Source organism: Tepidibacter hydrothermalis (assembly GCF_029542625.1).
Lineage (GTDB): Bacteria > Bacillota > Clostridia > Peptostreptococcales > Peptostreptococcaceae > Tepidibacter_A > Tepidibacter_A hydrothermalis.
Genome location: NZ_CP120733.1, coordinates 481,218 through 506,632 on the forward strand (window position 1 = coordinate 481,218; position 25,415 = coordinate 506,632).

At 29.6% G+C, this 25,415-nt stretch carries 24 protein-coding genes and 1 pseudogene; 17 read left to right on the forward strand and 8 right to left on the reverse strand.

Annotated features, from left to right (window positions below; translation table 11 throughout):
* The first annotated feature begins 199 nt into the window (after positions 1–199).
* The 4 genes from hsdR to P4S50_RS02035 are packed head-to-tail and all read left to right on the forward strand — an operon-like array spanning position 200 to position 5,144.
* Positions 200–2,530, forward strand: a complete 2,331-nt coding sequence (gene hsdR, locus P4S50_RS02020; protein ID WP_277732840.1) for an EcoAI/FtnUII family type I restriction enzme subunit R — start codon at positions 200–202, stop codon at positions 2,528–2,530.
* A gap of 1 nt (position 2,531) precedes the next feature.
* Entirely contained in the window at positions 2,532–2,999 is a 468-nt protein-coding gene (locus tag P4S50_RS02025) for a type I restriction-modification system subunit M N-terminal domain-containing protein (RefSeq protein ID WP_277732841.1), read from the forward strand.
* Positions 2,993–3,991, forward strand: a complete 999-nt coding sequence (locus P4S50_RS02030; protein ID WP_277734650.1) for an HsdM family class I SAM-dependent methyltransferase — start codon at positions 2,993–2,995, stop codon at positions 3,989–3,991. The genes P4S50_RS02025 and P4S50_RS02030 overlap by 7 nt, the downstream gene beginning before the upstream one ends.
* Positions 3,972–5,144 carry a restriction endonuclease subunit S gene (locus tag P4S50_RS02035; protein ID WP_277732842.1) on the forward strand — a complete coding sequence of 391 codons (1,173 nt, stop codon included), beginning with the start codon at positions 3,972–3,974 and terminating at the stop codon, positions 5,142–5,144. Before P4S50_RS02030 ends, P4S50_RS02035 begins: the two co-directional genes overlap by 20 nt.
* Positions 5,145–5,180: 36 nt before the next feature.
* On the opposite strand, the gene P4S50_RS02040 is transcribed toward P4S50_RS02035, so the two are convergent.
* Positions 5,181–6,512, reverse strand: coding sequence for an IS3 family transposase (locus P4S50_RS02040; RefSeq protein WP_277730718.1), 1,332 nt, complete (start codon positions 6,510–6,512; stop codon positions 5,181–5,183).
* A 365-nt stretch (positions 6,513–6,877) separates the two neighbouring features.
* On the opposite strand from P4S50_RS02040, the gene P4S50_RS02045 reads away from it, so the two are divergent.
* The 9 genes from P4S50_RS02045 to P4S50_RS02085 are packed head-to-tail and all read left to right on the forward strand — an operon-like array spanning position 6,878 to position 13,891.
* Positions 6,878–7,612, forward strand: coding sequence for a hypothetical protein (locus P4S50_RS02045; protein WP_277732843.1), 735 nt, complete (start codon positions 6,878–6,880; stop codon positions 7,610–7,612).
* 30 nt (positions 7,613–7,642) lie between these two features.
* Positions 7,643–7,963, forward strand: a complete 321-nt coding sequence (locus P4S50_RS02050) for a hypothetical protein (RefSeq protein WP_277732844.1) — start codon at positions 7,643–7,645, stop codon at positions 7,961–7,963.
* A 15-nt stretch (positions 7,964–7,978) separates the two neighbouring features.
* Positions 7,979–8,965, forward strand: a complete 987-nt coding sequence (locus P4S50_RS02055; protein WP_277732845.1) for a helix-turn-helix transcriptional regulator — start codon at positions 7,979–7,981, stop codon at positions 8,963–8,965.
* A gap of 30 nt (positions 8,966–8,995) precedes the next feature.
* Complete coding sequence (locus P4S50_RS02060) at positions 8,996–10,888, forward strand: DUF262 domain-containing protein (RefSeq protein WP_277732846.1); 1,893 nt, start codon at positions 8,996–8,998, stop codon at positions 10,886–10,888.
* 14 nt (positions 10,889–10,902) lie between these two features.
* Positions 10,903–11,124 carry a hypothetical protein gene (locus tag P4S50_RS02065; protein ID WP_277732847.1) on the forward strand — a complete coding sequence of 74 codons (222 nt, stop codon included), beginning with the start codon at positions 10,903–10,905 and terminating at the stop codon, positions 11,122–11,124.
* Between the two features lie 51 nt (positions 11,125–11,175).
* Positions 11,176–12,738 carry a hypothetical protein gene (locus P4S50_RS02070; RefSeq protein WP_277732848.1) on the forward strand — a complete coding sequence of 521 codons (1,563 nt, stop codon included), beginning with the start codon at positions 11,176–11,178 and terminating at the stop codon, positions 12,736–12,738.
* A gap of 14 nt (positions 12,739–12,752) precedes the next feature.
* A complete protein-coding gene (locus tag P4S50_RS02075) occupies positions 12,753–12,956 on the forward strand; it encodes a hypothetical protein (protein ID WP_277732849.1) in 204 nt (67 codons plus the stop codon).
* Between the two features lie 10 nt (positions 12,957–12,966).
* Positions 12,967–13,548, forward strand: a complete 582-nt coding sequence (locus tag P4S50_RS02080) for a hypothetical protein (protein WP_277732850.1) — start codon at positions 12,967–12,969, stop codon at positions 13,546–13,548.
* Between the two features lie 25 nt (positions 13,549–13,573).
* Complete coding sequence (locus P4S50_RS02085; protein ID WP_277734652.1) at positions 13,574–13,891, forward strand: AlbA family DNA-binding domain-containing protein; 318 nt, start codon at positions 13,574–13,576, stop codon at positions 13,889–13,891.
* A gap of 48 nt (positions 13,892–13,939) precedes the next feature.
* On the opposite strand, the gene P4S50_RS02090 is transcribed toward P4S50_RS02085, so the two are convergent.
* The 3 genes and pseudogenes from P4S50_RS02090 to P4S50_RS02100 all read right to left on the reverse strand — a co-directional run bounded on the left by P4S50_RS02090 (position 13,940) and on the right by P4S50_RS02100 (position 16,476).
* On the reverse strand, positions 13,940–14,962 hold the full coding sequence (locus P4S50_RS02090) for a Rossmann-fold NAD(P)-binding domain-containing protein (protein WP_277732851.1): 1,023 nt from the start codon (positions 14,960–14,962) through the stop codon (positions 13,940–13,942).
* A 356-nt stretch (positions 14,963–15,318) separates the two neighbouring features.
* Positions 15,319–15,495 (reverse strand): annotated as a pseudogene (locus P4S50_RS02095) (IS1380 family transposase); the annotation flags it as partial.
* 681 nt (positions 15,496–16,176) lie between these two features.
* The gene (locus P4S50_RS02100; protein WP_277732852.1) at positions 16,177–16,476 is read right to left on the reverse strand and encodes a carboxypeptidase-like regulatory domain-containing protein; all 300 of its coding nucleotides are present in this window, start codon (positions 16,474–16,476) and stop codon (positions 16,177–16,179) included.
* 367 nt (positions 16,477–16,843) lie between these two features.
* Here P4S50_RS02100 and tnpC point away from each other — a divergent pair, with 367 nt between their 5' ends.
* Positions 16,844–18,325 (forward strand): IS66 family transposase, encoded by a 1,482-nt coding sequence (gene tnpC, locus P4S50_RS02105; RefSeq protein WP_277732853.1) that lies wholly within the window; start codon positions 16,844–16,846, stop codon positions 18,323–18,325.
* A gap of 191 nt (positions 18,326–18,516) precedes the next feature.
* Here tnpC and tnpA read toward each other — a convergent pair whose 3' ends face one another.
* The 4 genes from tnpA to P4S50_RS02125 form a co-directional block, all read right to left on the reverse strand.
* Positions 18,517–18,990 carry an IS200/IS605 family transposase gene (gene tnpA, locus P4S50_RS02110; RefSeq protein ID WP_277732854.1) on the reverse strand — a complete coding sequence of 158 codons (474 nt, stop codon included), beginning with the start codon at positions 18,988–18,990 and terminating at the stop codon, positions 18,517–18,519.
* An 85-nt stretch (positions 18,991–19,075) separates the two neighbouring features.
* Positions 19,076–19,498 (reverse strand): carboxypeptidase-like regulatory domain-containing protein, encoded by a 423-nt coding sequence (locus P4S50_RS02115; protein ID WP_277732855.1) that lies wholly within the window; start codon positions 19,496–19,498, stop codon positions 19,076–19,078.
* Positions 19,499–19,559: 61 nt separating this feature from the next.
* Positions 19,560–20,441, reverse strand: a complete 882-nt coding sequence (locus tag P4S50_RS02120) for an MSCRAMM family protein (RefSeq protein WP_277732856.1) — start codon at positions 20,439–20,441, stop codon at positions 19,560–19,562.
* Positions 20,442–20,457: 16 nt separating this feature from the next.
* A complete protein-coding gene (locus P4S50_RS02125; protein WP_277732857.1) occupies positions 20,458–21,318 on the reverse strand; it encodes a carboxypeptidase-like regulatory domain-containing protein in 861 nt (286 codons plus the stop codon).
* Between the two features lie 654 nt (positions 21,319–21,972).
* Here P4S50_RS02125 and P4S50_RS02135 point away from each other — a divergent pair.
* The 3 genes from P4S50_RS02135 to P4S50_RS02145 are packed head-to-tail and all read left to right on the forward strand — an operon-like array spanning position 21,973 to position 25,409.
* Positions 21,973–22,950 carry an alpha/beta fold hydrolase gene (locus P4S50_RS02135; protein ID WP_277732858.1) on the forward strand — a complete coding sequence of 326 codons (978 nt, stop codon included), beginning with the start codon at positions 21,973–21,975 and terminating at the stop codon, positions 22,948–22,950.
* A 4-nt stretch (positions 22,951–22,954) separates the two neighbouring features.
* Positions 22,955–24,778, forward strand: coding sequence for an ATP-binding protein (locus P4S50_RS02140; RefSeq protein WP_277732859.1), 1,824 nt, complete (start codon positions 22,955–22,957; stop codon positions 24,776–24,778).
* 1 nt (position 24,779) lies between these two features.
* On the forward strand, positions 24,780–25,409 hold the full coding sequence (locus P4S50_RS02145) for a helix-turn-helix domain-containing protein (protein ID WP_277732860.1): 630 nt from the start codon (positions 24,780–24,782) through the stop codon (positions 25,407–25,409).
* Positions 25,410–25,415 lie beyond the last annotated feature (6 nt).

A 25,415-nucleotide genomic window follows, 5' to 3' on the forward strand; every position in this document is an offset into this window, starting at 1 on the left:
TTACTGTACAGACAAAAGGACAGTAAATGTAGTATAATTTAAAAGAGATAATTATATCTAAGTAAAATTGTATAAAAAGTATCAATTTAGGAGTAATGGAATCATATAACTTAGATGTGAAATGGGGATATTAAAAAATTATATTTTATAAATATTAAACTAAAAGAGTTAGAGATTATTGGATAAAGGGGGAAAATATATGGCTTTGACTGAAACAGAAGTATGTATGAGGTATATAACGCCTGCACTAGAAAAATCAGGATGGGATAAAAATAAACAGATTCTTAGAGAATATAGTTTTACAGATGGAAGAGTTATAGTTAGGGGAAAACTAGTAAAACGAGGAACTCCTAAACGTGCTGATTACATACTTCAATACAAAAGCAACATTCCGCTTGCTATTGTAGAAGCTAAGAAAGATACATTGCCAATAGGGGCAGGTATGCAACAAGGACTTGAATATGCCGAAATTTTGGATATTCCATTTGTATATTCTAGTAACGGTAAAGGTTTTATAGAGCATGATAGAGCCACTGGATTGGAAAAAGAAATTTCATTAGAGGATTTTCCAACTCCTGATGAATTATGGAATCGTTTTAGTGGACATAGAGAATTTACTGATGAGCAAGAGAAGTTATATCTTCAAGACTATTTTTACCAGCTAAATAGCAAGTCCCCAAGATATTATCAAAGAGTAGCTATTAATAGAGCTGTAGAAGCAGTTGCTAAAAATCAAAAAAGGATTCTTCTTGTTATGGCAACTGGAACGGGAAAGACTTTTACAGCTTTTCAGATTATACATAGGTTGTGGAAAGCTGGAGAGAAAAAAAGAATATTATTTCTAGCTGATAGAAATATATTGGTTGACCAAACTATTACTGGAGATTTCAGTCCTTTTGGAGATAAAATGACAAAAATTCAAAGAAGTAATATTTCTTATGCACATGAAATTTATTTAGCATTATATCAGTCTATGACAGGAACAGAAGATTGGCAGCAGACATTCAGAGAGTATAGCTCTGATTTCTTTGATTTGGTAGTAATTGACGAATGTCACAGAGGAAGTGCTAAAGATAATAGCGCATGGAGAGTAGTGTTAGAGTATTTTAATGAGGCAACACATCTTGGATTAACAGCAACGCCAAAGGAAGATAATGACGTTTCAACACAAGGATATTTTGGAGAACCTATTTATTCATATTCGTTAAAACAAGGAATTCAAGATGGATTCTTGGCACCTTATAAAGTCATAAGAATGGGTCTTGATAAAGATTTGATGGGATTTAGACCTTTAAAAGGACAAACAGATAAATATGGTCAAGTTATGGAAGATCGTGAGTATTACGGTTGCGATTTTGATAAAGATGTAATTCTAGAAAAAAGACATGAGTTAGTAGCGAAAGAAATTTCTCGTTACATGAAAGAAGAATTAAAAGATCGATTTGCAAAAACAATAGTTTTCTGCCAAGATATTGAACATGCTGAAAATATGAGAAAAGCCTTGAGTAATGAAAATGCTGATTTAGTAAAACAAAATCATAAGTATGTTATGCGTATAACAGGAGATAATCCTGAAGGAAAATTGCAACTTGATAATTTTATTGAGCCTACAGAAACATATCCTGTAATAGCAACAACATCAAGGCTAATGACTACAGGAGTAGATGCTAAAACATGTAAATTAATTGTAATAGATATGAATATTGGTTCTATGACAGAATTTAAACAGATTATAGGAAGAGGTACAAGACTAAGACCAGATTTTAATAAATTCTATTTTACGATTATGGACTTTAGAGGAGCAACGAGAATTTTTGCCGATCCAGGTTTTGATGGAGATCCTGAACCTATTGATAATGGTGGAGAAGGCGGTGAAGGTGGCGATAGTGGTGAAACTGGAGGTGGCAATCATCCACCAACAGGAGGTAATACAGGTGGGGATACAGGCGGTGGAGGTAGACAAAAATTTTATGTTAATGATGTGGAAGTTACATTAATCAACAAGCGTGTACAATACCTTGATGCTAATGGAAAATTAGTATCAGAGTCTTATAAAGACTATTCAAAAAGAAATATTAAAAAACAATATGCTACACTAGATGATTTTATAAAAAGATGGTCAGATGAAGAAAAAAAACAAGTAATCTATGATGAATTATTAGATCAAGGGATTGTTTTAGAAGAACTGAGAGATGAAATAGGAAAAGACGATATAGATGATTTTGATTTAATTTGTCATATTGCTTTTGATATGAAACCATTAACAAAAGCTGAGCGTATCAATAACGTTAAAAAAAGAAATTATTTTGCAAAATATGGAGAACAAGCTAGAGAAGTTCTTGAAATTTTACTTGATAAATATATGAATAGTAATATTATAGATATTGAAGATGTTAAAATATTAAAGCTTGATGAATTTAAGCAGATTGGAATGCCAGGACGCATACTTAAAATGTTTGGAGGAAAAGAAAAATATCTAGAAACAATTAAAGAATTAGAAGCAGAATTATATAGAGGAGAGGTAAGCTAATATGACTTTAACAAATTTCGTTAAAAGCGTACAAGATATTATGAGAATGGATGCTGGTGTCGATGGTGATGCTCAAAGAATAAGCCAACTTACTTGGATGCTTTTTCTTAAAATATTTGATACAAAAGAGCAAGAGGAATGGTCTATTGAGGATGATTATGAGGGTAAAGGACCATTTGTACCTGAAAAATACCAATGGGGTAATTGGGCAGGAATAAGAAAAGCTGAAAGAATGAGTTCTGATGAGCTGATGGAATTTATTGAAGAAATGTTTAAAGTTTTAAAAGCTATGACAGTAGATCAACATACTGATAGAAGAAAAGTATTAGTAAGAGATGTTTTTGAAGACTCTAATAATTATATGAAATCAGGTGTCCTTTTATGGCAAGTTATTGATAAAATCAACGGATTGATTTTGGAAATTATGATGAAAGACATGCATTCAATGATATTTATGAAACAATTCTAAAAGATTTACAATCAGCAGGAAACTCAGGAGAATACTACACGCCACGTGCAGTAACTGATTTTATTATTGATAGATTGAATCCTGAAATTGGAGATAAAATTGCTGATTTTGCATGTGGAACTGGAGGATTTTTAATTTCTGCTTTGGAACATATGAAAGCAAGTAAAGAAAATTTAACGACAGAAGAAAATGAAACGATAAAAAAATCTCTTCATGGTATAGAAAAGAAACCAATGCCACATTTACTATGTTGTACAAATATGATTCTTCATGATATAGATTTTCCTGATATCTTGCATGAAAATTCATTGTCTACAAATATTAGAGATTATGCAGAAGCAAAGAAATTTGATGTTATTGCCATGAATCCACCCTTTGGAGGAACAGAAGAAGAAGGAATAAAAATGAACTTTCCTGCTGAATTTAGAACTTCTGAAACGGCAGATTTATTTATGACATTAATATTAAATAGAGTAAAAAGAGATGGAAGAGTGGGTATTGTACTTCCTGATGGTTTTTTATTTGGAACAGATAATGCAAAAGTAGCGATTAAGAAAAAACTATTAGAAGAGTTTAATCTACACACTATTGTTCGTTTGCCACAAAAGGTATTTGCACCTTATGCGGATGTTGCAACCAATTTATTATTTTTTAATGCAGGGGAGAGGACAAGTGAAGTATGGTTCTATGAACATCCTATGCCAGAAGGCTATAAAAATTATTCAAAAACAAAACCAATTCGATTTGAAGAATTCAAAGCTGAGCAAGCTTGGTGGGATAAAAGAGAAGAAAATGAATATGCTTGGAAGGTAAGTATTGATGAAATTGTTGCAAATGGATATAACCTTGATTTTAAAAACCCTAATAAAACTTCGGAAGTGATTGAATTTACTGTTAGCGAGATACTTGAAAATATCAATAGTTCTCAAAAAAATATTGTAGAATTGACAAATAAAATTAAGGAGTTAATCAATGAGTCTGAAATATTATAAGCTATCAGAGATTTGTGATATAGAAAAAGGAAAAACAGGGATTAGTAAAGCAAAAGAAGGTCAATATCCATTAATTGCAACAGCAGCGGAGTTTAAAAGTTCTGATAAATATGATTTTGATGGTAGAGCTGTTTGTATACCATTAGTTTCATCAACAGGACATGGGCACGCAAGTATAAATAGATTGCACTACTATGATGGTAAATTTGCACTTGGAACAATATTAGCTAAAGTGACATCCAAAGATGAAAATGTCGTTGATACAAAGTATTTATATATATACTTGTCTTTTTTCAAAGACGAGGTATTAGTACCTTTAATGAAAGGAAGTGCAAATGTATCTCTTACGGTAACTGCACTTAAAAAACTAGAAATTCCAATACCTTCGATAGAGGTTCAAAGAAAAATTAAAGATTTATACGAAAGTGTAAATCCATTATCAGCACTTGTAAATGTAGAACATAATAATCAATTTGAAAATATTCCAAGATTAAGAGAAAAGATTTTGGATTTAGCTGTTAGAGGTCTTTTAGTACCTCAAGATCCAAATGATGAACCAGCTTTTATCTTAGTTGAGAACATTGAAAAAGAAAAGAAAAGATTAATAAAAGAAAAAATCATTAAAAAATCTAAACCATTGCTACCTATTAAAGAAGGGGAAATTCCTTTTGAATTGCCAGATGGTTGGGAATGGGTGAGATTAGAGCAAATTGTTGAGTTAGATGATAATTCAATAAGAAGAGGACCATTTGGAAGTGCCATAACTAAGGGTATGTTTATTCCTAAATCAGAAGATGCAATAAAAATTTATGAGCAAAAAAATGCTATAAGAAAGAATGCTAAAATAGGAAATTATTATATAAGCAAAGAGCATTTTAATAAATTAAAAAGATTTGAAGTATCTGAGGGAGACATAATAATAAGCTGTGCAGGTACGATTGGAGAAACGTATTTATTACCAAAAGGCATAGAAAAAGGCATTATAAATCAAGCATTATTAAAACTTAGAATAAATAACGATATAATGTTGAATGAATATTTTTTGGATTTATTCAAAAGTTTAACCAAAGTGAAAATAAATAATGACTCAAAAGGATCGGCAATAAAAAATTTAGGTTCGGTTAAATATTTAAAAGAAGAGATTGTTTTTTAAAATGGACCCTTTGTCAAGGACATTATAAAAAAAGGGTTAAGCTGCATTCAAAAGATGATTTCTAAATTGTTTAGGAGTCATCTTTTTTAATCCCCATTGACATCTATAATTATTATAGTAATCCATGTAATTATCAACTTTATTAATTACTTCTTCAAGTGTAGAACATGTTTTGAAATCTACTTCATCCTTCATATGACCAAAGAAGGATTCTTGAGGTGCATTATCCCAGCAGTTACCACGTCTAGACATGGATTGTCCTAGATTATGGCTTTTTAGTAATTTTTGGAATTTAGGGCTTGTATAGTGGACCCCTTGGTCAGAATGGATAAAAGCTTCATCATGTAAATCAGCTTTATGTGTATTAACTAATTTTTTAATTGTAATTGTAGCTATATCTAAAGTAATTCGATCAGATACATGATATGCTAGAATATCGTTACTAGAGCTATCTTTGATAGCTGATAAATATGCCATTTTATTTATCCCGTAAGGGATGTATGTGATATCAGTAAGTAGCACCTTGCCAGGAATACCCTGTTTGAAATTTCTCTGTAGCAGATTAGGTACTACTCTATGTTCTTTTGTCGCTTTGGCTATTCTTCTATACGGATTGGCTTTTCTTATAGGACATACTATACTGTATTTTCGCATAATCCTTTGGATTTTTTTTCTACTGTATATAATACCAAACTCATTTTCTAGTGTCATTTTAATTGATCTAGAACCTTTCTTATAACCTCTATAATTATAAGCCTTTAATATAATATCTCTAGCTTTTAAATCTTCATTCTCCCTTATAGTTCTAGAAGGTGCTGTCTTTAAATAATGATAATAACCTGAACGTGAAACCCCTAAAATTGAGCAGCAATAAGAAACTGTGCCTGAATAATCTTTTTTAGACACAGTCTTTAAAATTAACTCATATACTTCATTATTTGTTAGATTTACGCAGTTGTTTACCAGCCTCCTTTCTGTCACGTCGAGCTTTTTTAGCAATTCTAATTGTTCCTCAAGCAGTTTTATTTTAGCTTCTTGTTTGCTAATAATATCGTCCTTTGAAACTGGAGCATTACTTGGTCTGCCTGAATTCACTCTTCTAGTATCACTTAATCCTATAATTCCATCTTTCTTGTACGCTTTTATCCATCTGGCTGCCGCCTGTTCATAGCGCTTGACACCAAGTATTTCAACGTCAAATCCAGCATCAATGAAAATAGTTCGTGGTGTGCTTCCTCTTAAATACTCCTCAATAAACATTATTTTAAACTCGTCAGAGTATGTTATTGACTTCTCGCTAACGCGCTTTACATAAGGGTTCTTATTTAATCTTTCAATATTGTCTTTTGAAAATGTAATTTTACTCATACTAAAGGCCTCCATATTCAATGATAATTATACACAAAAAAGTACCTATAAACTAGACACTCTTTTTTATGTGTCCAATCTATAGGTACCATTTTATTTCCATTACCACCTTTATTGGAACAACAACGTATTGTTGAAAGAGTAAAGAAATTAATGACTCTTTGTGATGAACTAGAACTAGAAGTAAACGAAAGCAAAAAAAATAGTAAATTGCTTATGAAGGCAGTATTAAATGAAGCTTTTGAACATTAATTTAATAATTTCTAGTAGAATTGTTAAGGTGTATATTGAAAACATATGAAACTTATAAGCACTCTTTGATGATTCAAAGAGTGCTTTAATAATGAAATATGGAGGGCTTATAGGTGAGTAAAAAGAAAATAAGTATATTTTTTATCCCTTATATTAGTGGAGAAAGCTTTTTGCTGATGGCTTTATTTGTTATCTTAGCTCCAATGATGATTTTAGGATTGGTAACACAATTTTTAGGAATGACAATAGGTCCATTTCTTGAACCTATATTAAAATCTTATTCTAGCTTAATATCGTTGCCTATTATATTTTTTGTTAAGCCTGAAAGCTTAGCTACTGCATTTGGGACAACGACTATGAGTGAAGTAGAAATTCAAGCCTTTTTTGAAGAAGCTCTAAAGCATACATCGAAAATAGATTTTCTATATATGAATTTAATATTTGCAGGGGTTATGGCGATTTTAATACTGCTATACTCTTATAAAAATGGTGTAAAGAAAGGGTTTTTAGGTTGGATAGGAAGGTATTTTTTGTTGAATCTTTTAATTACAGTACCTTTATGGGGATACATAATCAACAAGTTGCCTATTGTTTCAAAGGACATAGAGCTATCAAAAGTACATTATACTGAAATTTATGCAAGTATGCAGGGACAAGTTAAAATTGCACTTGCTATTTTATTGATTACTGTCATAATAGTTACAATTATTGGTCATTTTGTGATACTTTTTATTGGAAAAAACTATGTGGAAAGAAAGCAGTATTGGGAATATCGTAAAAAAGAAAAAGAAGCTAGGAGACTTGAAAAAATAGAACAAAAAAAGAATAAAAAAACTGAATATTATTAATAAAAGTATTTGATAATGGGGGGCTATGATATGGAGATATGTATAACTGTAATACTTAAAGAAGTACGTGGTTTTGATAGAACATTTCAATTAATGTATCAGCCAAATCCAATATGGACACAGAATGAAGAAGCTTTGCAAGAGGATAATACACATATTGGGTTTAATATGGAAGGGAGATTTAAAGAATTGCTTAGTCACTGCAAAAGATTGGGATATCAATTAGCAGAAGCAAAAGAATGTGTAGTGGCATATAGAGAAGAAATAGAAGCATACTGCTATTCTGGAATAGAAGGTCTGCTGAAGGATATAAAAGAAAATGGTTACATGTTTAAGATTGTTAAGTATTAATGGAGAAGGTGAAATATGAGTTCCAATTCAAATTTAAAACTAAAGCCACTATATATCATGAAAATATTGCTTGAAAAAACAGATGAAAAGCACTTTTTAACGGTGAATGATATTATATCAGAATTAAAAAAACATGATATTCCATCAGAGCGTAAATCAATTTATTCGGACATAGAGTTACTTAAAAGTTTTGGAATAGATATTATTTGTGAAAAAGGTAGGGCAAATAAATATTATATAGGTTCAAGAGAATTTGAACTTCCTGAATTAAAGCTTTTAGTTGATGCTGTTCAATCTTCAAAATTTATTACAGCTAAAAAAAGTACAGAACTTATAAAAAAGATTGAAAAGTTGGCGAGTATTTATGAAGCAAAAGAGCTTCATAGACAGGTTTTTGTATCTGATCGAGTAAAGACAGTAAATGAAGCCATTTATTATAATGTAGATGCTATTCATAAAGCCATTCAAGAGAATAAGAAAGTAGCATTTAAGTATTTTGAATATGACACTGATAAAAAAATAAAGTTTAGAAGAAATGGTGAAAAATACATTGTAAGTCCATACGCCTTAACTTGGGAAAATGGAAATTATTATTTGATATCCTACTATGAAAGATATGAGAATATTAGCAATTTTAGAGTAGATAGAATGAATAAAATAGAAATTATCGATGAAGATAGATTCATGATAGAAGATGGAAATAAATTTGATGTTGCAGATTATTCAAATAAAATTTTCAATATGTTTTCAGGAGATATTGAAAGTGTTGAACTTCAATTTGATAACTCTTTGATTAATGTTGTTATTGATCGATTTGGAAAAGAGGTATTTATAAATAAAAAAGATGAGAATAGCTTTAGTATTAAAGTGGAAGTTGCTGAAAGTAGCACTTTTTATGGATGGTTATTTATGTTTGGAAATAGAGTAAGGATATTAAGTCCACAGTGGCTTGTAGATACATTTAAGGAAAAGATTGAGGAAGTAAGAGCAAATTATGAGTAGATAAAGAGATATATTTAAGGGGTGGAAATTTTGGCTAATAATGAATTATTAACGCTGAATGAAATATTCAATAATAAATTATTTAGAATACCTGATTATCAAAGAGGATATGCTTGGGAAAAATCTCAGCTAGAAGATTTCTGGGAAGATATTATGAACATTAAAGAAGGAAGTAAACATTATACAGGTATTTTAACGGTTGAAGCAGTTCAAAAAGATTACATAAGAAATAATGAACAGTGGAAAGAAGATTTGTGGCTATTTGAAAAAGGTTTTAAAGCTTATTATATAATTGATGGGCAGCAAAGATTAACAACTTCTATTATTTTGATTAATGTAATCTTAGATCAATTTGATGATGAAGATGATATTAATTACGCTGAAAAGAAGGTGTGGCAAGAAAGATTTTTATTCCAAAAATATAAGGATAAATTTGAATCATTTATATTTGGATATGAAAAAGATAACCCAAGTAATGAATATTTTAAAACCTATGTATTAGGACAAAGATCATTACAGGCAGATAAATATCCAACTGAAACTCTTTATACAGCTAATTTAAAATATGCTAAAGAATTATTTCAAGAGAAGATTAAAGAAATACCGAAAGAAAAATTAGAAGTAGTTTTCAATAAAGTTATTAATGGGTTGAAGTTTAATTTTTATGAAATTGATGAAGAACTTGATATATATGTCACTTTTGAGACTATGAATAATAGAGGAAAACCATTATCAAAATTGGAACTTCTAAAGAACAGATTAATATATTTAACTACATTATTAGATGAAGATGACAATATTAAAGGAAAATTGCGCAAAGATATCAATGAAGTTTGGAAAACGATCTATGAATATTTGAGGAAGAATATTGAGAGTACTTTAGATGATGACTATTTCTTGAAAAACCATTGGATTATGTATTTTAAATACGATAGGAAACAATCCAATGCTTTTTCAAATTTCTTACTAAATGAATATTTTACTGCTAAAAGAGTGCTTACGAAAGATAGAGATAATAAAATAGGATATTTAGAAATTGAAGAGTATATTAGTAGTTTATCTAAAAGTATTAAGGCTTGGTATTATATGCATAATCCAGAAAATCTTAATAAAGATGATGAAACAAAAGAGTTATTTAATAAATTCAATAGATTGGGATGGGGTGCATTTGAACCATTACTTTTAGCGTATATGATAAAAGAACATGATGATCAAAAATTAAAAGAGTTACTAAAAATCAGTGAGAATTTTATTTTCTTGGTATTCGCAATAAGTAGAAGACAATCTTATACACAAAATAATAATTTTTATAGAATGGCAAGTTCATTGTATTATGACAAAATGGATATTGATGGAGTTATAGGAGAAATCGATAATCTTATTTATTATGAAACGGAAGAAACTTGGTATGGATGGTATGATATAGACAGATTTTTGGATTATATAAAAGAACAATTTAAGAAGGACAGTGGATTTTATAGTTGGAATGGCTTGAAGTACTTTCTATATGAATATGAACTATATTTACAAGAAAAAAATAATGAGAGTATTAAGGTTACATGGGAAACTGTTAAAAAACAAAATAGTATAGAACATATTTATCCTCAGGAAGCGAGTAAAGAATATTGGAGTGAAAAATTTAATGGATATTCTAAAAAGCAAAAAAGCAAGTTACTAAATTCTTTAGGAAATCTTTTATTATTGTCTCAATCTAAGAATTCAAAATTACAAAATAATGGATTTGAATTAAAAAAAGAAAAATACAAATTGGGTTCTCATAGCGAAATTGAAGTAGCTGGAAATTCTGATTGGCTGCCAGAAAAGATTTTAGAAAGAGGAATTAAGCTTTTAGAATTTATGGAGGAAAGATGGGATATAGAAATAGAAGATAAAAAAGAATTACTTGGACTAGAATTTGTGTAATATGGAGGAGGGGTATGGAGCTATTATCAAAAATGTTAATTGATTTCACAATGAATGGAGCACTTGAAATATTTATTATTGGAACGACAGCATATATGATTGCTAGATATATTATGAGAGCGGCTAATTATAATTTTGGTATTTGGTTTGGAAGAAAAGGTGGAAAATTGCTTTGGATAGTAATAGCATTGATGATTAGTGGTTTATATCATTGTATAAAGGATATGCTTAGTTAGATTAGCCAATGAATAGAGAGTGATATTTAAGAAGGAATAGGGGGATGCAATATGGCTCAAGAATTTCATAAGTTTAAAAAGTCAATAAAGACTGTAGAAGTAATAATTAATGATGAAAAAGTCAAAATTCCAATATATTACAATTTAAAAACTCATGAAGAGTACAAGAAAAAATTTAAAGAATCCCATGATTATAAGGAATCTTTTTTTACTATGCTATTTGATATGATTAAATCAGATTGGAAATTTATAAATGAAAAACAGCCAATGAATATAAAAAAAGAGGATTTGCAGGGATTATCCCAAGAAAATATATGTGAAATAGTGGATATTATTTTAAAAGAAAGCGGATATTTTAATCAACTTAAAGAAGTCTTTTTAAATGAAGAAAAATCTTGCTTTGAGAAATTTCATGTTTTGCACCAAAAGGAAACAGAAGAGAGTAGAAAACAAATAGAAAAAATAACAAAATTAACAAACAAGATGCATAAAAATTTTTCAAACATTTATTCTCCAATCATGCCGCAGCTAGATAGAATAATGCAGATACAAAATAGCTTAGCTTGGATAAATGAACATCATGAGAATATTATAAGAATGAATGAAGTATTTAATAACAATATTGCAAGCACGATTGAAGCTACTAAGATTCATCATATGAATTTTGACTACGCTCATACTGCCTTGATTGCTGCAAGTCAATCTATTTCACCTTCAATCCAAGGTGTTTTGGGGAATGTAAATAAATTGAATGAAATATTGAATCCACCCGTTTTACAATCTTTAAGAAACTCTATGATACATAGTCCAGCAATAGTAAAAGCAATAGCGCAGCAGCAAAATCTATTTAATAATGCAATAATGAATTTTGAAAGAATTTTTGAATATCAAGATAGAATCAGAGAATTTACAGGATTAACAGAAGAATTATCTAGAAGGATAAGACCATTTTTAATAGATATAAGTACGATAAAGGTTGGAAGATATTATGTAAAAGAGCATTTGAAGAAAAAGATTAAAAAATTATATGATCTAGGATGGTGTATTGGAAATTCTATACTAGAAGAATTGATTGAAGAGATTTATGGCAATCAAGTTGTATTAAAAGATGAAGAAATCGATAAGATTATCGTTGCTTACTTTGATAAAAATAATTATGAAGCTTTAGACAATATGTGTTTGAATTGGGCTGAATTTTCTTATCTTGATCCTTTTAAGAAGCAGTGTAATGATGCTATTAATCATTATAAAATGGGAACATACTGGACAGGTGTAGATGCGTTTACTGCTATCATGGAAGGAATGATAAGAAATTTTGCTAGAGAAAGATATAATATTTTTGAAAGAAGTATTTGGCAATATTTGAAACCATTGAAGAGGGAAACTAAAGAACTAGAGGATTTTGTTTCTAAATATTTCTTTCAACAATTTAATACTTTTTACGATAGTTTTGAACCAGAAGAAGAGGGGGTAACTTCTGATTTCAATAGAAATAAAATAAAACATGGGATTGCATTTGATTATGATAAAAAAGAATATGCTTTGAAATTAATTCTGATGATGAATGATATTATTGCTATTATTTCTTCAATTAGCGAATTGGAAGTAGCATAAAAAGGGGGATAATCATGAAATTTGGGATAAGAAAACCTAGCTTGAAAAAGAGAATATCAGCAAGAACAAGTCTTAAAAGACAAATAGTTCATAGAGCAGGACTAAAAATGCCTAGAGGATATGGTTGGCTTAAAAATCCTAAAAAATATGCTTATAACAAAGTTTATAATAAAACATCTTTTGATATTTTCAAATTGATTAAAAGTTTGTTTAAGTAGGAGTGAGAAAATGGCTATTAAATATAAGATTTGTCCTAAATGTGGCTCTAAAGATGTTTTGAAAATAGTATATGGTATGCCAAGTTATGAATTATTCAAAGAAGCTGAAAAGGGGAAAATAAAATTAGGTGGTTGTATGATTGCGGTAGAAAATAATCCTGAATATGCATGTAATGATTGTGAATACGAGTGGAATAGACAAGAGATTATTGATAAAGAATATAAATCAATTGAAAAACTTAAGGCGTCTATAGGTGGCTATTTTGGTCCAGAATATAATATAGAGATTAATTTGAAAGAAGGGTATTTTGAGTGGACGGGGAAAGAAAATCAGACGGCTGTAGCAGAATGTGTAAAAGATAACCTTAGTGAAAGTGAGATTTTTGATATTATTGATAAAATTAAAATGATAGATTTACTGAATTGGAAAAGAAAATTTATTAATTTGGAAATAATGGATGGTACATGTTGGAGCATTGAAATATTTAAAAATAAAAAATCAATAAGAATTCAAGGTGCAAATGATTATCCTGAAGAATGGAATTTGTTTTGCGAACTGATAAAAGATGTATCAGAGAAATCATTTGAATAATGGAGGCGAAATACAATAATTGGAAATGCATATAAAGAATTTATTAATCGCAGAATCAACTTATGTAGATTTTAAAGTTTCATTAGAAACAGTAAAGCCTAAAAGCTGGCTTAAAACAGTTGTTGCATTTGCCAATGGGATTGGTGAAAGAATATTATTTGGAGTAGATGATGATCGTAATATTGTAGGACTTGAAGATATTCATGGAGATGCAGAGAAAATAAGTAATCTAATAAAAACTAAAATAGATCAAATACTAATGTTTGAATTAAAGCCTGTTACAATTGATAAAAAACATATTCTCGCTTTTTTAAGTATCCTTTTAAAGAATTTCTTTAACTAATTGTAGCATATAAAAAGTAAAAAGAAAGTTGAAAAAAAAATCAACTTTTTAAGCGTGTTTCTTCGGCCACAAAGCTTTACCATGAGCTTTGAAATACTCGATTTGACTTCTCTTTAAAATTCGTTCTTGTTGAGATGCTGATTCAAATACCACGTGTTCAAAGCCCCTGTTCTTAATAAGCCTCATAAATGGAATCAATTGCTTCCCATAATGCTCCATAGACTTCTTAGGATGTACGCCTGGCCAAGCATTACAACTTACCACTACGCGTCTATGGGTTGTGTCAACTCCCTTTGGAATGGTCTTGTAAATCGAATCTCCCGAGTATATGACGTATTTGTCCAAAGTACCTGTTGGAATTCCCTCGAAGCCTTTCACTTGTATCGGATTCAAGTATTCATCATATGGATCTGCCGTTAAATCTAATATTACACTTTCAAGAGGTAACTCCCCCAATGTCTTGTTATCTAAAATATGCTTTGTCGTATCGACTCTAGATGTAGCATCCACTAAAATATCTGTTTCATTTAATATTGCCTTTAGAGCTGTCTCATTATTGATGAGACTTCTAGTTAGTACAGTAATAGAGAGTCCTTCTGGATACTTCAATGTGTTGCTTAAGTTCTTAAAGGCCTTAATGGCTTTTAAGCCAACTTCACCAACTCCGATAATGGAAACATGAATCGTAGAAGTTTTAGAGCGTATTCTCATGAGTTCCTTCAAAGCTACTTCTGCACCGTTAAATGCTGTACCGTAGTAATCCACAATGTGACGAATTCCAAAATCATCTATCATACCATCCATTGAAAAAGCGATAATCCCTTGTTTTTCTAATAACTTGTTTCGAATTGGTCTCGTATCATAATGTAGCATGGATAGTAAAATGGCACCTTTTTTCATTCGCGTGATTTGATCTTTTTCAGGTGCCCTAAGAACTGTGACAAAATCTTTTGTGTAAGCTTCTTTATTGGAAACAAAATGAATATGAGGACAAGCATCCAAGTAATTCATGACATTGAATCCCATACCCGAACCATACCCTTCTTCTAAGAAAAGCTCAATATCTTTCATCTTACTTAGTTTTTAAAAAAAGGCTGGTGTAAAGTCACGTTTTTCTTCTCTTTCTTTGTGCATACGTGGAAATGAAAGTTGCATATGATTCCTCCTCTTAAGTTTTTCTATGCAGAAATAAATACCTTATAATTAAACCTAAATTCTATGTCAAATCTAAATTACCTTCATTTGTGATTAAATTGCGAAGAATTCAGGAAGTTTCTTTTACATTGTACCATTTTTAACATCGCCTTTCAATAAAAACAGTGATTGTTATTATGACTTCTGAATATTCCATATGACTAACAGACCTCGTAGCAAATACAAAAGACAACACATTTGTATTCTATTACATTTACTTAACGCAAATATTTTTATGAAAGCTTCATAATCACATACCTTGCAGTCTTTAGTATTTTGTCAGTAAGAAAAACATACTTTAAATCGGAAGGTCTTTATTTGCTGTCTATATTTTGAAATGCTTAAGAAATCAAATCTGAACAGTAAAATAGATTGTACGAAAGCATCATCATTTGAAAAGAGAGAGTATTTCAAAAAACGTGCTAAGCAATGTTACATGATTAAGGCAAAAGATAGTGAACTTAAACACCAGCACGGCTATGATGTAGCAACTTAGTCGGGCTTAATTAGCATGCAAATGCAAGAAACACTATCAATCTTTACGGTAAATATAAAGAGACTTATTAAGTTAAAAAGCATAAAATAAGGAGATTACTTCTTTATTGAAAAAGAAAAAGCATGAAATATTCGAAATTTTATCGAATATTTCATGCTTTTTTTAGTATTAGATACAAGTTCACTTAAAAAAGATTTTCTTTTTCAATGGATTCGCATTGGCATGGTTTTTTTGAACAACCTGCCATGCTCTTATGAAAAAGCAAGTGTTTTTAATACTTTTGTTTTTGAGTACCCCCCTATTGATTCATGTATTTGCAATTTCTACTTTATTTTTTATAGTTATTTTCTTTTTAAAAAAGGTCTTTAAGGATTGCTATCTCGAGGTCTTTTTCATCAAGTAACTTTTTTAAAGTAACGTTTTCTGCCTCAATAGCTTTTATATGCGTAGCATTATTCGCTTTCGTTTTTTTATGAACAGTATTTTGCTTTTTAGGGTTTTTAAATTCTCTGACTCATCTGCTTAACATATTTGCAGACAATTCATATTGTCTTGCAAATAATGAAGTAGTTCCTGTTTCTATTGTTTCTTTATTTTAATAATATTCTTTAGCTTTTATTATATAATTGTTATATGGGATATTTATAAAGCTATATCTTCCTTCTTCATCACATAGTGTATATTTGACTGGAATAAGTTTTTGATCTTCTTCAATTCTAAATAAAACTACTAGAGCATTAGGAATTACTTTTCCTGTATTATCTGTAATTAGTCCAGTGATTTTAGTGGAAACTTCTTTCTTAATAAGTGTTATATCTATATTTAAAATTTTAGCAGCTTCAATAATTTGAATATGTTTATTATAGGTATTAAAATTTGGATTATTTATAAGCATTAGATATTTTCCTTTTGAGATATTGGAAAAAACGAATTGACCATATTTATTTGAAATTGTGCTTTTATAGATATATTTGTGATTAGAACAACAAATTTTTAGTAAGTATACAATAATCCCTTCTAAAGGAGAACTAAATTTATCCGTTAAATGACCAGAAATTAAAGTTTTGGTTGATATTGGTAGTTTTGTTAAAGAAATATTGTATTTAAATTTTTGTAACTGTTCAGCTACCATAATTACCTTTGCATTATAGCATGCTATAAATGAATTTATTGTAAAATATAGTAGATAAAAAGAAATTTGTATTGTTTTGAACTCTTTTTGCTGTTAAACTTCAAATAGCTATATTTAGGAGATGAAAATTATGGGCGAAGGAAAAATCATTAAGATTTACAACAAAGGGGTTTCAGAGGTTATTACTGTAATAAAAAAGATGGATAACGAAAATAAAGAATTAAAAGCGAAGCTTGCAGCACTTGAGAAAGAGAATGAAAAGTTAAATAAAGGTTTAGATAAATACGAAAAGCAGAAAAAGAAAAATAGCACTAACAGCAGCAAACCACCGTCTAGCGACGGAATTGGACGTAGAACAAAATCTTTAAGAAAAAAGAGTGATAAAAAGCCTGGAGGACAAGAAGGTCACGAAGGGTCAACGCTCAAACTCTCTGAAAAGCCTGATGAAGTAATCACTCTGAGAGTAGATAAGTGTACTAACTGTGGAATAGATTTAGTTTTTATGAAAAATGAGGGTTATGAAATACGTCAAAAGATTGATATATTAGAAGCAAAACTCAAAACAATTGAATATAGAGCAGAAATGAAAACCTGTCCTAAATGTGGATGTAAAAACAAAGGAAAGTTCCCGGAGGGAGTTGATAAAACAACTCAATATGGTGAAAATGTAAAATCACTTTCAGTATATCTTTCAAAATATCAGATGATTCCATATGGAAGATTAAGTGAGATTTTTAAAGATATCTTTAAGCTAAATATTAGCAAAGGAACTCTTGTGAATTTCAACAAGAAATGTTATGACAACCTTGAAGAAATTGAAAGTAATATAAAACAGGCTCTTATAAATTCTGAAGTGATACATTGTGATGAAACTGGCATAAAATCAAAAGGAAAGCTCAACTGGACGCATGTAGTATCAAATAAAAAATTAACTCATTACAGTGTACATGAGAAACGTGGAACCAAAGCTATTGATGATATTGGAATTATTCCATTCTTCAAGAACACCATGGTTCATGACTGTTTCAGGTCATATAACATTTATAATGATGCTAACCATGCTATCTGCGGTGCTCATATTTTGCGGGAATTAAACGGAATTACTGATTTAGAGAAACAAAAATGGGCACAGGAATTCTTTGATCATCTCATTCATATAAAAAAAGCGGTAGACGACGCTATTGAAAACGGAAACAACCACTTAGCGGAACAAATTCAGAATGAACTATCGTTTAAATATGATGAGATACTTGAAAAAGGACGAAAAGAAGATGAAGAGATTAATGGTCAACGGTATAACAAAAGAGCTAATGCCAAGAAAAGCAAGAGTTTAAATCTTATAAATCGTCTAGTTCTATATAAAGACAGGATGTTAGCTTTCATGTATGATTTCATAATTCCATTCACCAACAATCTAGCAGAACAGGATTTGAGGATGCTCAAGGTATCACAGAAAATCTCCGGAACTTACAGAGGTGAACATGGTGCTGCATGGACTATGCGAATCAACGGCTATATATCAACTATTCGTAAGAATGGTTATGATTTGATTCAAAGTTTGAGGAGTGTGTTTACCTCCGACAGATTTGATCCTACATTGCCGCAAAGCTAGCGCTTTTAAATATTTAGATGAATAGAGATAGAAGAATCTATCTCTATTCGTTGTACCTATAAATAATCAGGACCACCCGTAAAACGGGTGGTTTGCATAAGCCCTATAAGGGCATGTTGCTAGCCGTGTCTCAAGACACATTGAAAAGTCTGCCGACCGCGTTTTTTCTCTGGCTACCCCTAAAAGGGGTTTTAATTTTTGCCTTTGCCTACCGGCTCACCCGTAAACGGGTCCATATATTCTTTCAGACTTATCTGTTCGTGCATTATATCTTCTTGTATTTGTTTCTTTATATATTCTTCAATTACTTTTTTGTTTCTTCCTACAGTTGTCACATAATATCCCTTGCACCAAAACTGCCTGTTGCCATATTTGTACTTTAAATTAGCATGTCTATCAAATATCATCAACGAACTTTTTCCTTTTAAATATCCCATAAATTGAGATACACTCAGTTTTGGTGGTATACTCACTAACATATGTATGTGATCTTTGCACGCATTCGCTTCTAGTATTTCTACTCCTTTATGTTCACACAGTTTTCTCAGTATCTTCCCTATATCAACCTTAATTTTTCCGTATATTACTTGTCTTCTGTACTTTGGTGCAAAAACTATATGATATTTACAATTCCACTTCGTATGTGCTAAACTACTATTATCCATATTGGATGAACCTCCTTCGTAATGGTTTTGGTCGGCAAACCTAATTCCATTTTACATCGGAGGTTTTATTTTTTTCTACTCATAGCTATAAGCTTTTTTGAACCACAGGTATAACCTGTGGTATTCGTTGTACAATAAAACAGCTATCGAAATTTTTCAATAGCTGAACAGTTACAAATTTTTTTAAACATATTTTTAATAAATCACTGATGTTGCTTTTATAACCTGATTTTTTTACGATTATTTTCACTATACTATTATATATAACTCCAAAGTAAGTATATAAGCCCTCTTTAGAACTGTATATAGAACCAATTTCTTCATTATTTTTATTTAAAAAGATTACATTTGCATTTTCAATGGGTTTTCCATCTAAATCTGTGATATATCCATATATAAGGGTATTATTGTAGTAAGCATTTTTTTTAAGCTGTAGACTGAGAACAACTTCAGGAGAATCTTTAGTGATATTTGCAATTTTTGATTGTCCTAATATATATTTATCCATATTAAAAACCTCACATAGATTATAAATGGCATACAAAAATTTTTATATGCCATTTATATTGTTACGAATTAGGGACTAGCTTATTAGCTTTGATTTTATAGTTACCTTCTGGGATTTGTTCAAACAAATATAAGCCGTAATCATTAGTTATAGTTTTTCTTATTGGAATTAATTTTTCTTTTCCTTGTTCGTCCGTAGTAACTTCAAATAATATAACAAATGCACCTGGAATTGGCATATTATTTTTGTCTTTTATAATACCATTTATTGTACCTCTTTTACTAATTGGATCAATGTTTATGGTTAAGTTAATATTTCTAACTTTATCTGTGGACTCTATAATAAAGGTTGTTTCGCTTGTATGATAGCCGAGGAGTGAACCAGTAATAAGATACATTCCTTGAGGAATATCAAAGAAAGCATATTGCCCAAATTGGTTAGTATGAGTTGTTTTTAGTAATACAGGCTCACTTTCAGAGTTATCATATAATCTTATGGTAACTCCTTCAAGCTTTTTACCTTCGTTATTTAATATATCTCCTGCAACTAAACAATTGTTTGCTTGTGGGGAAATAGTCATTACAAAGTCTCTTTCTATCTGTTGTTGTGATTGCATAATGAATGGAAGACCTTGCTTTAAATCATAGCTATCTTTAACTGCGAGTATTAGATATTGCTTATTAGCATCTACTTCATCTATAGTGTATAGACCAGAAGTAGCAGTAACAGTATGGTATTTTGGATTAAAATCTCCATCTGTTAATTTTATGGTTACACCTTCTATTGGTTCTCCATTTACATCTAATACTTTTCCAAAAACTGTACCTGAATCACTTATAATATTATCTTCTAGTTGTAAGTCAATTCGAATCTCTTGACCTATATCTACTATTGAACCTTCTTCAGATTGACCTAATTTATAAAGATCCTTATTTTCTGCCATAATATCACCTTACCTTTTAAGATTCTTTATTTGCTTTTACTATATAATTACCTTGAGGAACATCTCCAAATAGGTATGCTCCACCAGCGATTGTTCTTGTATATCTTCTTGGAGTTAGTGTTGGGTTTTCAGGGTCTCCTGAAACTTCGTATAAGATAACTACTGCATCAACTATACCATTTCCTTCATCATCAGTGATAGTACCATTTATAGTTCCTTGTGATTCGGTGGGGGATATTTGCATATTCCCGGAAAGATCAATAATTGATCCAGGCTGAGTTACTTGGATTTCAGATGTAATGGGCATATATCCTTGTTTTGTTCCTCTTCCTAGATAAGTGCCTAATTCTACATTTATAAAAGCACATTGACCATATTCATTTGTTGTAGTTACAGCAACAATAATTTCTTCTCCAGCAACAATTTTTAATAAAGTAGCTATAACTCCTTCGAGTGGATTATTTTCAGTGTCATATATATGAGCTGTGATAGTAGATAGTGTTGCATTAGGATCAGGTGTTATTGTAGCGTCTAAATCTAACATTTGACCAGAAACTATAGAAAATACAGTAACTTCATTAATAAGATATCCATCTTTTGTTATAACAAGATGGTATTCAGAGCCTGGAGATATTGCATTTATAGCATAATAACCATTTTCGTCAGTTAATACATGATATAGTGGATCGAGATTAGTATTTAAAATTTTTATTAAAACTCCTTCAACTGGATTGCCGTTAGGGTTGGTGATTGTTCCAGAAACAGAGCCAGTATTCAGAAAAGGATCATCTGATAGTTGTACGTCTAGTCGTATTTCTTTACCAACTTTTTCTAGGCTTCCTTGTTGGGATTGACCTAGTTTATATAAATCACTCATTTAATTGCCTCCTTTTTTATTCTTTAGATTTATTATCTAATATATATATGAATATAATAAAAAAAAGTGTCAGATAATTATTGGTAATCTAACACTTCGTATCCGTTGTTTATACCTGTTGCTATTTGAACATGCAAAAATAATGATGGAAACTTTGATTTTATTGAACAAGACTTTACATTTGATAATAACGCTACACATATAATCAAAATAAATCATAGAAAAAGATGTTGTGTGAGTACTTTTTAGGCATAAAAAAATTGGAGTGATTAAAACAATCCAAATGATAAGAGCAATTTTAAATTTATTACAGTCAATGTCGACAGTAGTGTTATTAGTGTAGAAGGTTATTAAGAAGTGATAAGTAAATGGGAAAAATCGGATAATTGGTTAGGAAAAAGAATTGTTTATTGAGTAATTAGAAAATGATGTAATTTAAATACACAATACAAAATTAAGCTTATAGATAATTATGGATTATTCCTATAATATAAACTATTAATTCGACTAATTTGAATAATATAGTCCAGTATAGTTTAATATAATCATAATACTAATTGCAAATGTAGAACTTAAAATATAAGATTTAAGAGGAAAACAGAGCATTGGATAAAATTGCAGTTTAATGATAATATTCATTTAGGAAGTGGTATTTTGAGAAAAGTAATATCAAATATAGCAGATAGCTATGGATTACATAGTCTTCATAGAGAATATAGTAAAAACGATCAGTTTAAGTATGTGGAAGATGAAGTTTCTAAACTTAATAGTGATTTTGGGGAATTTTATGATAAGCCAATTTTACCTGAAGTATATTTAGAAAAAGATAAGATTGAAAACAGTTATGAAAAAGGAAAATTGAAATTCTTAAGTCAAGTAGATAATGGAATCAGTAATAAGGATGCGGTATTTCACTATAGTAAGTGTATAGATGAAGAAAAGAATATAAATGTTATTTTAATACATGGTTGGAGAGCAAAGGTTTTAAACAGATTAGAGAAAGTATTTTTAGATAGTTTTATTGAAAGAAACTATAACGTTTATAGATATGTCTTACCTTTTCACATGGAAAGGTCTCCAAAGACATCTCTTTATAGCGGGGAATATTTTGTAAGTGCAGATGTAAGCAGAACTTTAAAATCTGTGCGGCAATCTGTAAGTGATATTAGAGCTTTGATAAGCTATATTAAAGATGTAGAGAAAGGAAAAGTTATAATTATTGGTTTGAGTTTAGGTGGAATAATTACTAATTTAATATGTGAAGTTGAAGGAAATATTGATGTACTAATATCTTTGTTTTATGCTAATAATCTATCATTTACAGTGTTTGAAACAGAGGCGGGAAAGTATATAAAAAAAGATTTTTTGAAAAACAATTTTAGTTATAGCTTATTAAGTAAGAGTTGGGGAGTTATCAATCCCTGTTTAAGAAAGCCTATATTAGACCTTGATAAAATACTTCTTGTATCAGGTAAGTATGATAAATATGTTTTGAATAAAGACACAGATCAGTTATGGGAAAAATGGGGAAAACCAGAAAGGTATAAGTATAGTTGTGGTCATTCTGGAATTGTACTTTCTAAAAATAGAATTAAAAATGATGTATTATACTTTATCGATAAGAGAGTGTAATAGTATGGTAATTGTATGGTTGTTATTATGGATATGGACAGTTATATTTCTTATAAAAGATTATAAAACAGAATCTACTTTATGGATAGCAGCAGTGAGTTTTTTCACAGGTTTGGGAGCATTCACTGTAGTTTTCCAAGAAAATATTATAGAATATTTTATATTAAAATATGATATTAGCCAAGGAATTATGGGTTTAATGTATTCCATAAATGGTATCATTATGGCTATTGTATACAGCACGACACCCTATTGTATGCTGCTTTATGGATTATCTTGTGCAAATATAATTCATAAAAGTAAAAAGAAAATAATATATACTATTTTATTCATACCTCCAATTTTGAATTATATATTTTTGCCAATAAAGAGTAGTTATCTGAAAACACCAGAAGAATTGATGTTATATTTTAGGGGATTAGCAATATGGACTGTTCCATATATAGTAGGAGGGATTTTCTTCTTAGTGTATTCCTATATTAAGGAGAAATCTTATATGATGAAAAAGTATAAGCTTTTAACTATAATTATTGTTGTTCCTTGTTTTAGCTATACAATTTTATCAAATGTTATACTAAGAGCCTTTGGCATTGAAAATAATTGGAGATATTTTGCTATATTAATTCCTATAGAATTTATGGGGTTTTTATATTTTGCATTCAAATACGGGATTTTAGGTGTTAGATTAAAATTTGATAGATACAAATTTGCATTTGAAAATATACTTGAATTTGTATCAGATTCAATCATTACTTTGGATGAAGAGCTTAATGTTATAGAATTTAACAAAGTGTTTATAAAAAATTTTTTATTAGAGAACAGAAAATATAAAAATTTTAATGAAATCATAAGTTCCAGCAGAATATCTGAGCATAAAACCAGCTTAATAAATTTAATAAATGATTCAAAAAATAATAATATCAAAAGCATGGAAATATTCATTAAGATCAAAGGAGAAACAAAATATTTTCAAGTACAGTCAAATCCAATAATATTGAATAGCGAATATCTTGGTACAGTGCTTGTATTTAAAGATATTACTGTTTATAAGAAAAATTTAGAATTAATTAAACAAAATCAACTTCAACTTATCGAAAAAGAACGTCTTTTATCTCTAAGTCAATTAATAGGAGGAGTAGCACACAATCTAAAAACACCTTTAATGAGTTCAGCAGGAGGTATGCAGATAATTAAGAAAGATACAGGGAAGATTTATGAATATATACAGAAGAATTGTGATAATGCTACAGATATATCAAAATTAGTAGAGGAAATTAATGATTGGCAACAAAGGATAACTGAGTATCTAGTATATATGTCTGATGTAATAACTGCAGTAAAAGGGCAAGTAACAGAATATAATGAAGTAGAAGAAAGTTGTTTTTCAATAAAAGAACTGGAAGAAAAAATCACATTATTAATGGCTTTTGAAATTAAGAAAAGTAAATGTGTATTTGTTAAGAAACTAGATATTGATTCAAATGATAAAATTAAAGGAGACATTAATTCTCTTGTACAAGTTTTAAATAACCTTATAAGTAATGCCATAGAAGCAAGTAAACAGGGAAATGTAATAACTTTAGGTGCCTATAAAGAGGAGAAGAAAGTTATTTTCTACATAAAAAATTTCGGACAGAAAATCCCTGAGAAAATTCAAAGAAAAATATTTAATAAAATGGTTACTACAAAAGGTAAAAAAGGAACTGGACTTGGGCTATATATATCTAAATCAATAATAAAAGTAAGATTTAATGGTGAAATAGGTTTTGAGACTAATGATAAGGAAACAACTTTTTTTGTTAAAATACCATTAATTGAGGAGGACTAATATGGAGAAAAGTGGTATAAGGATAATAGTAATAGATGATGATTCTGGAATTGTTGATGCTATAAAAAGTTTTATGGGAGATAAATATTATATTGAAGGTTATATAAGTTCTAGAGAAGGACTAAAACGATTAAAAAAGGAAAAGTTTGATATATTAATCTTAGACTATTATATAGATGAGCTTAACGGAAGTGATGTAATAGATGAAATAAGAAAATATGATAATGATTTATATATATTGCTTCTTACTGGTTTTGGTGAAAAAGTACCAGGTATGAAGTCTTTAGAAACATTAAAAATACAAAATTATTATGAAAAAAGTGCTGATTTTGAGAAGTTAATAATATTTATAGAAGGTATTATTAAGTCGTTAGAATTTTTTAATAGAGTAAAATATACAATAAGTGAAAGATTAAAGAATTTAAGAAAGTTAAATAATTTAAGTCAGGATGATGTTGCTAAATATTTAGGAATTCAAAGAACAACTATATCACAGTATGAATCTGGTGATTTGATTCCTCCAACTTTGAATGTTATAAAATTAGCTAGGTTATATAACGTTACCACGGATTATATTCTTTGTTATGAACTTAACATAGAAAAAATTAATATTCCAATTTCAAAAAAATAGATTTTT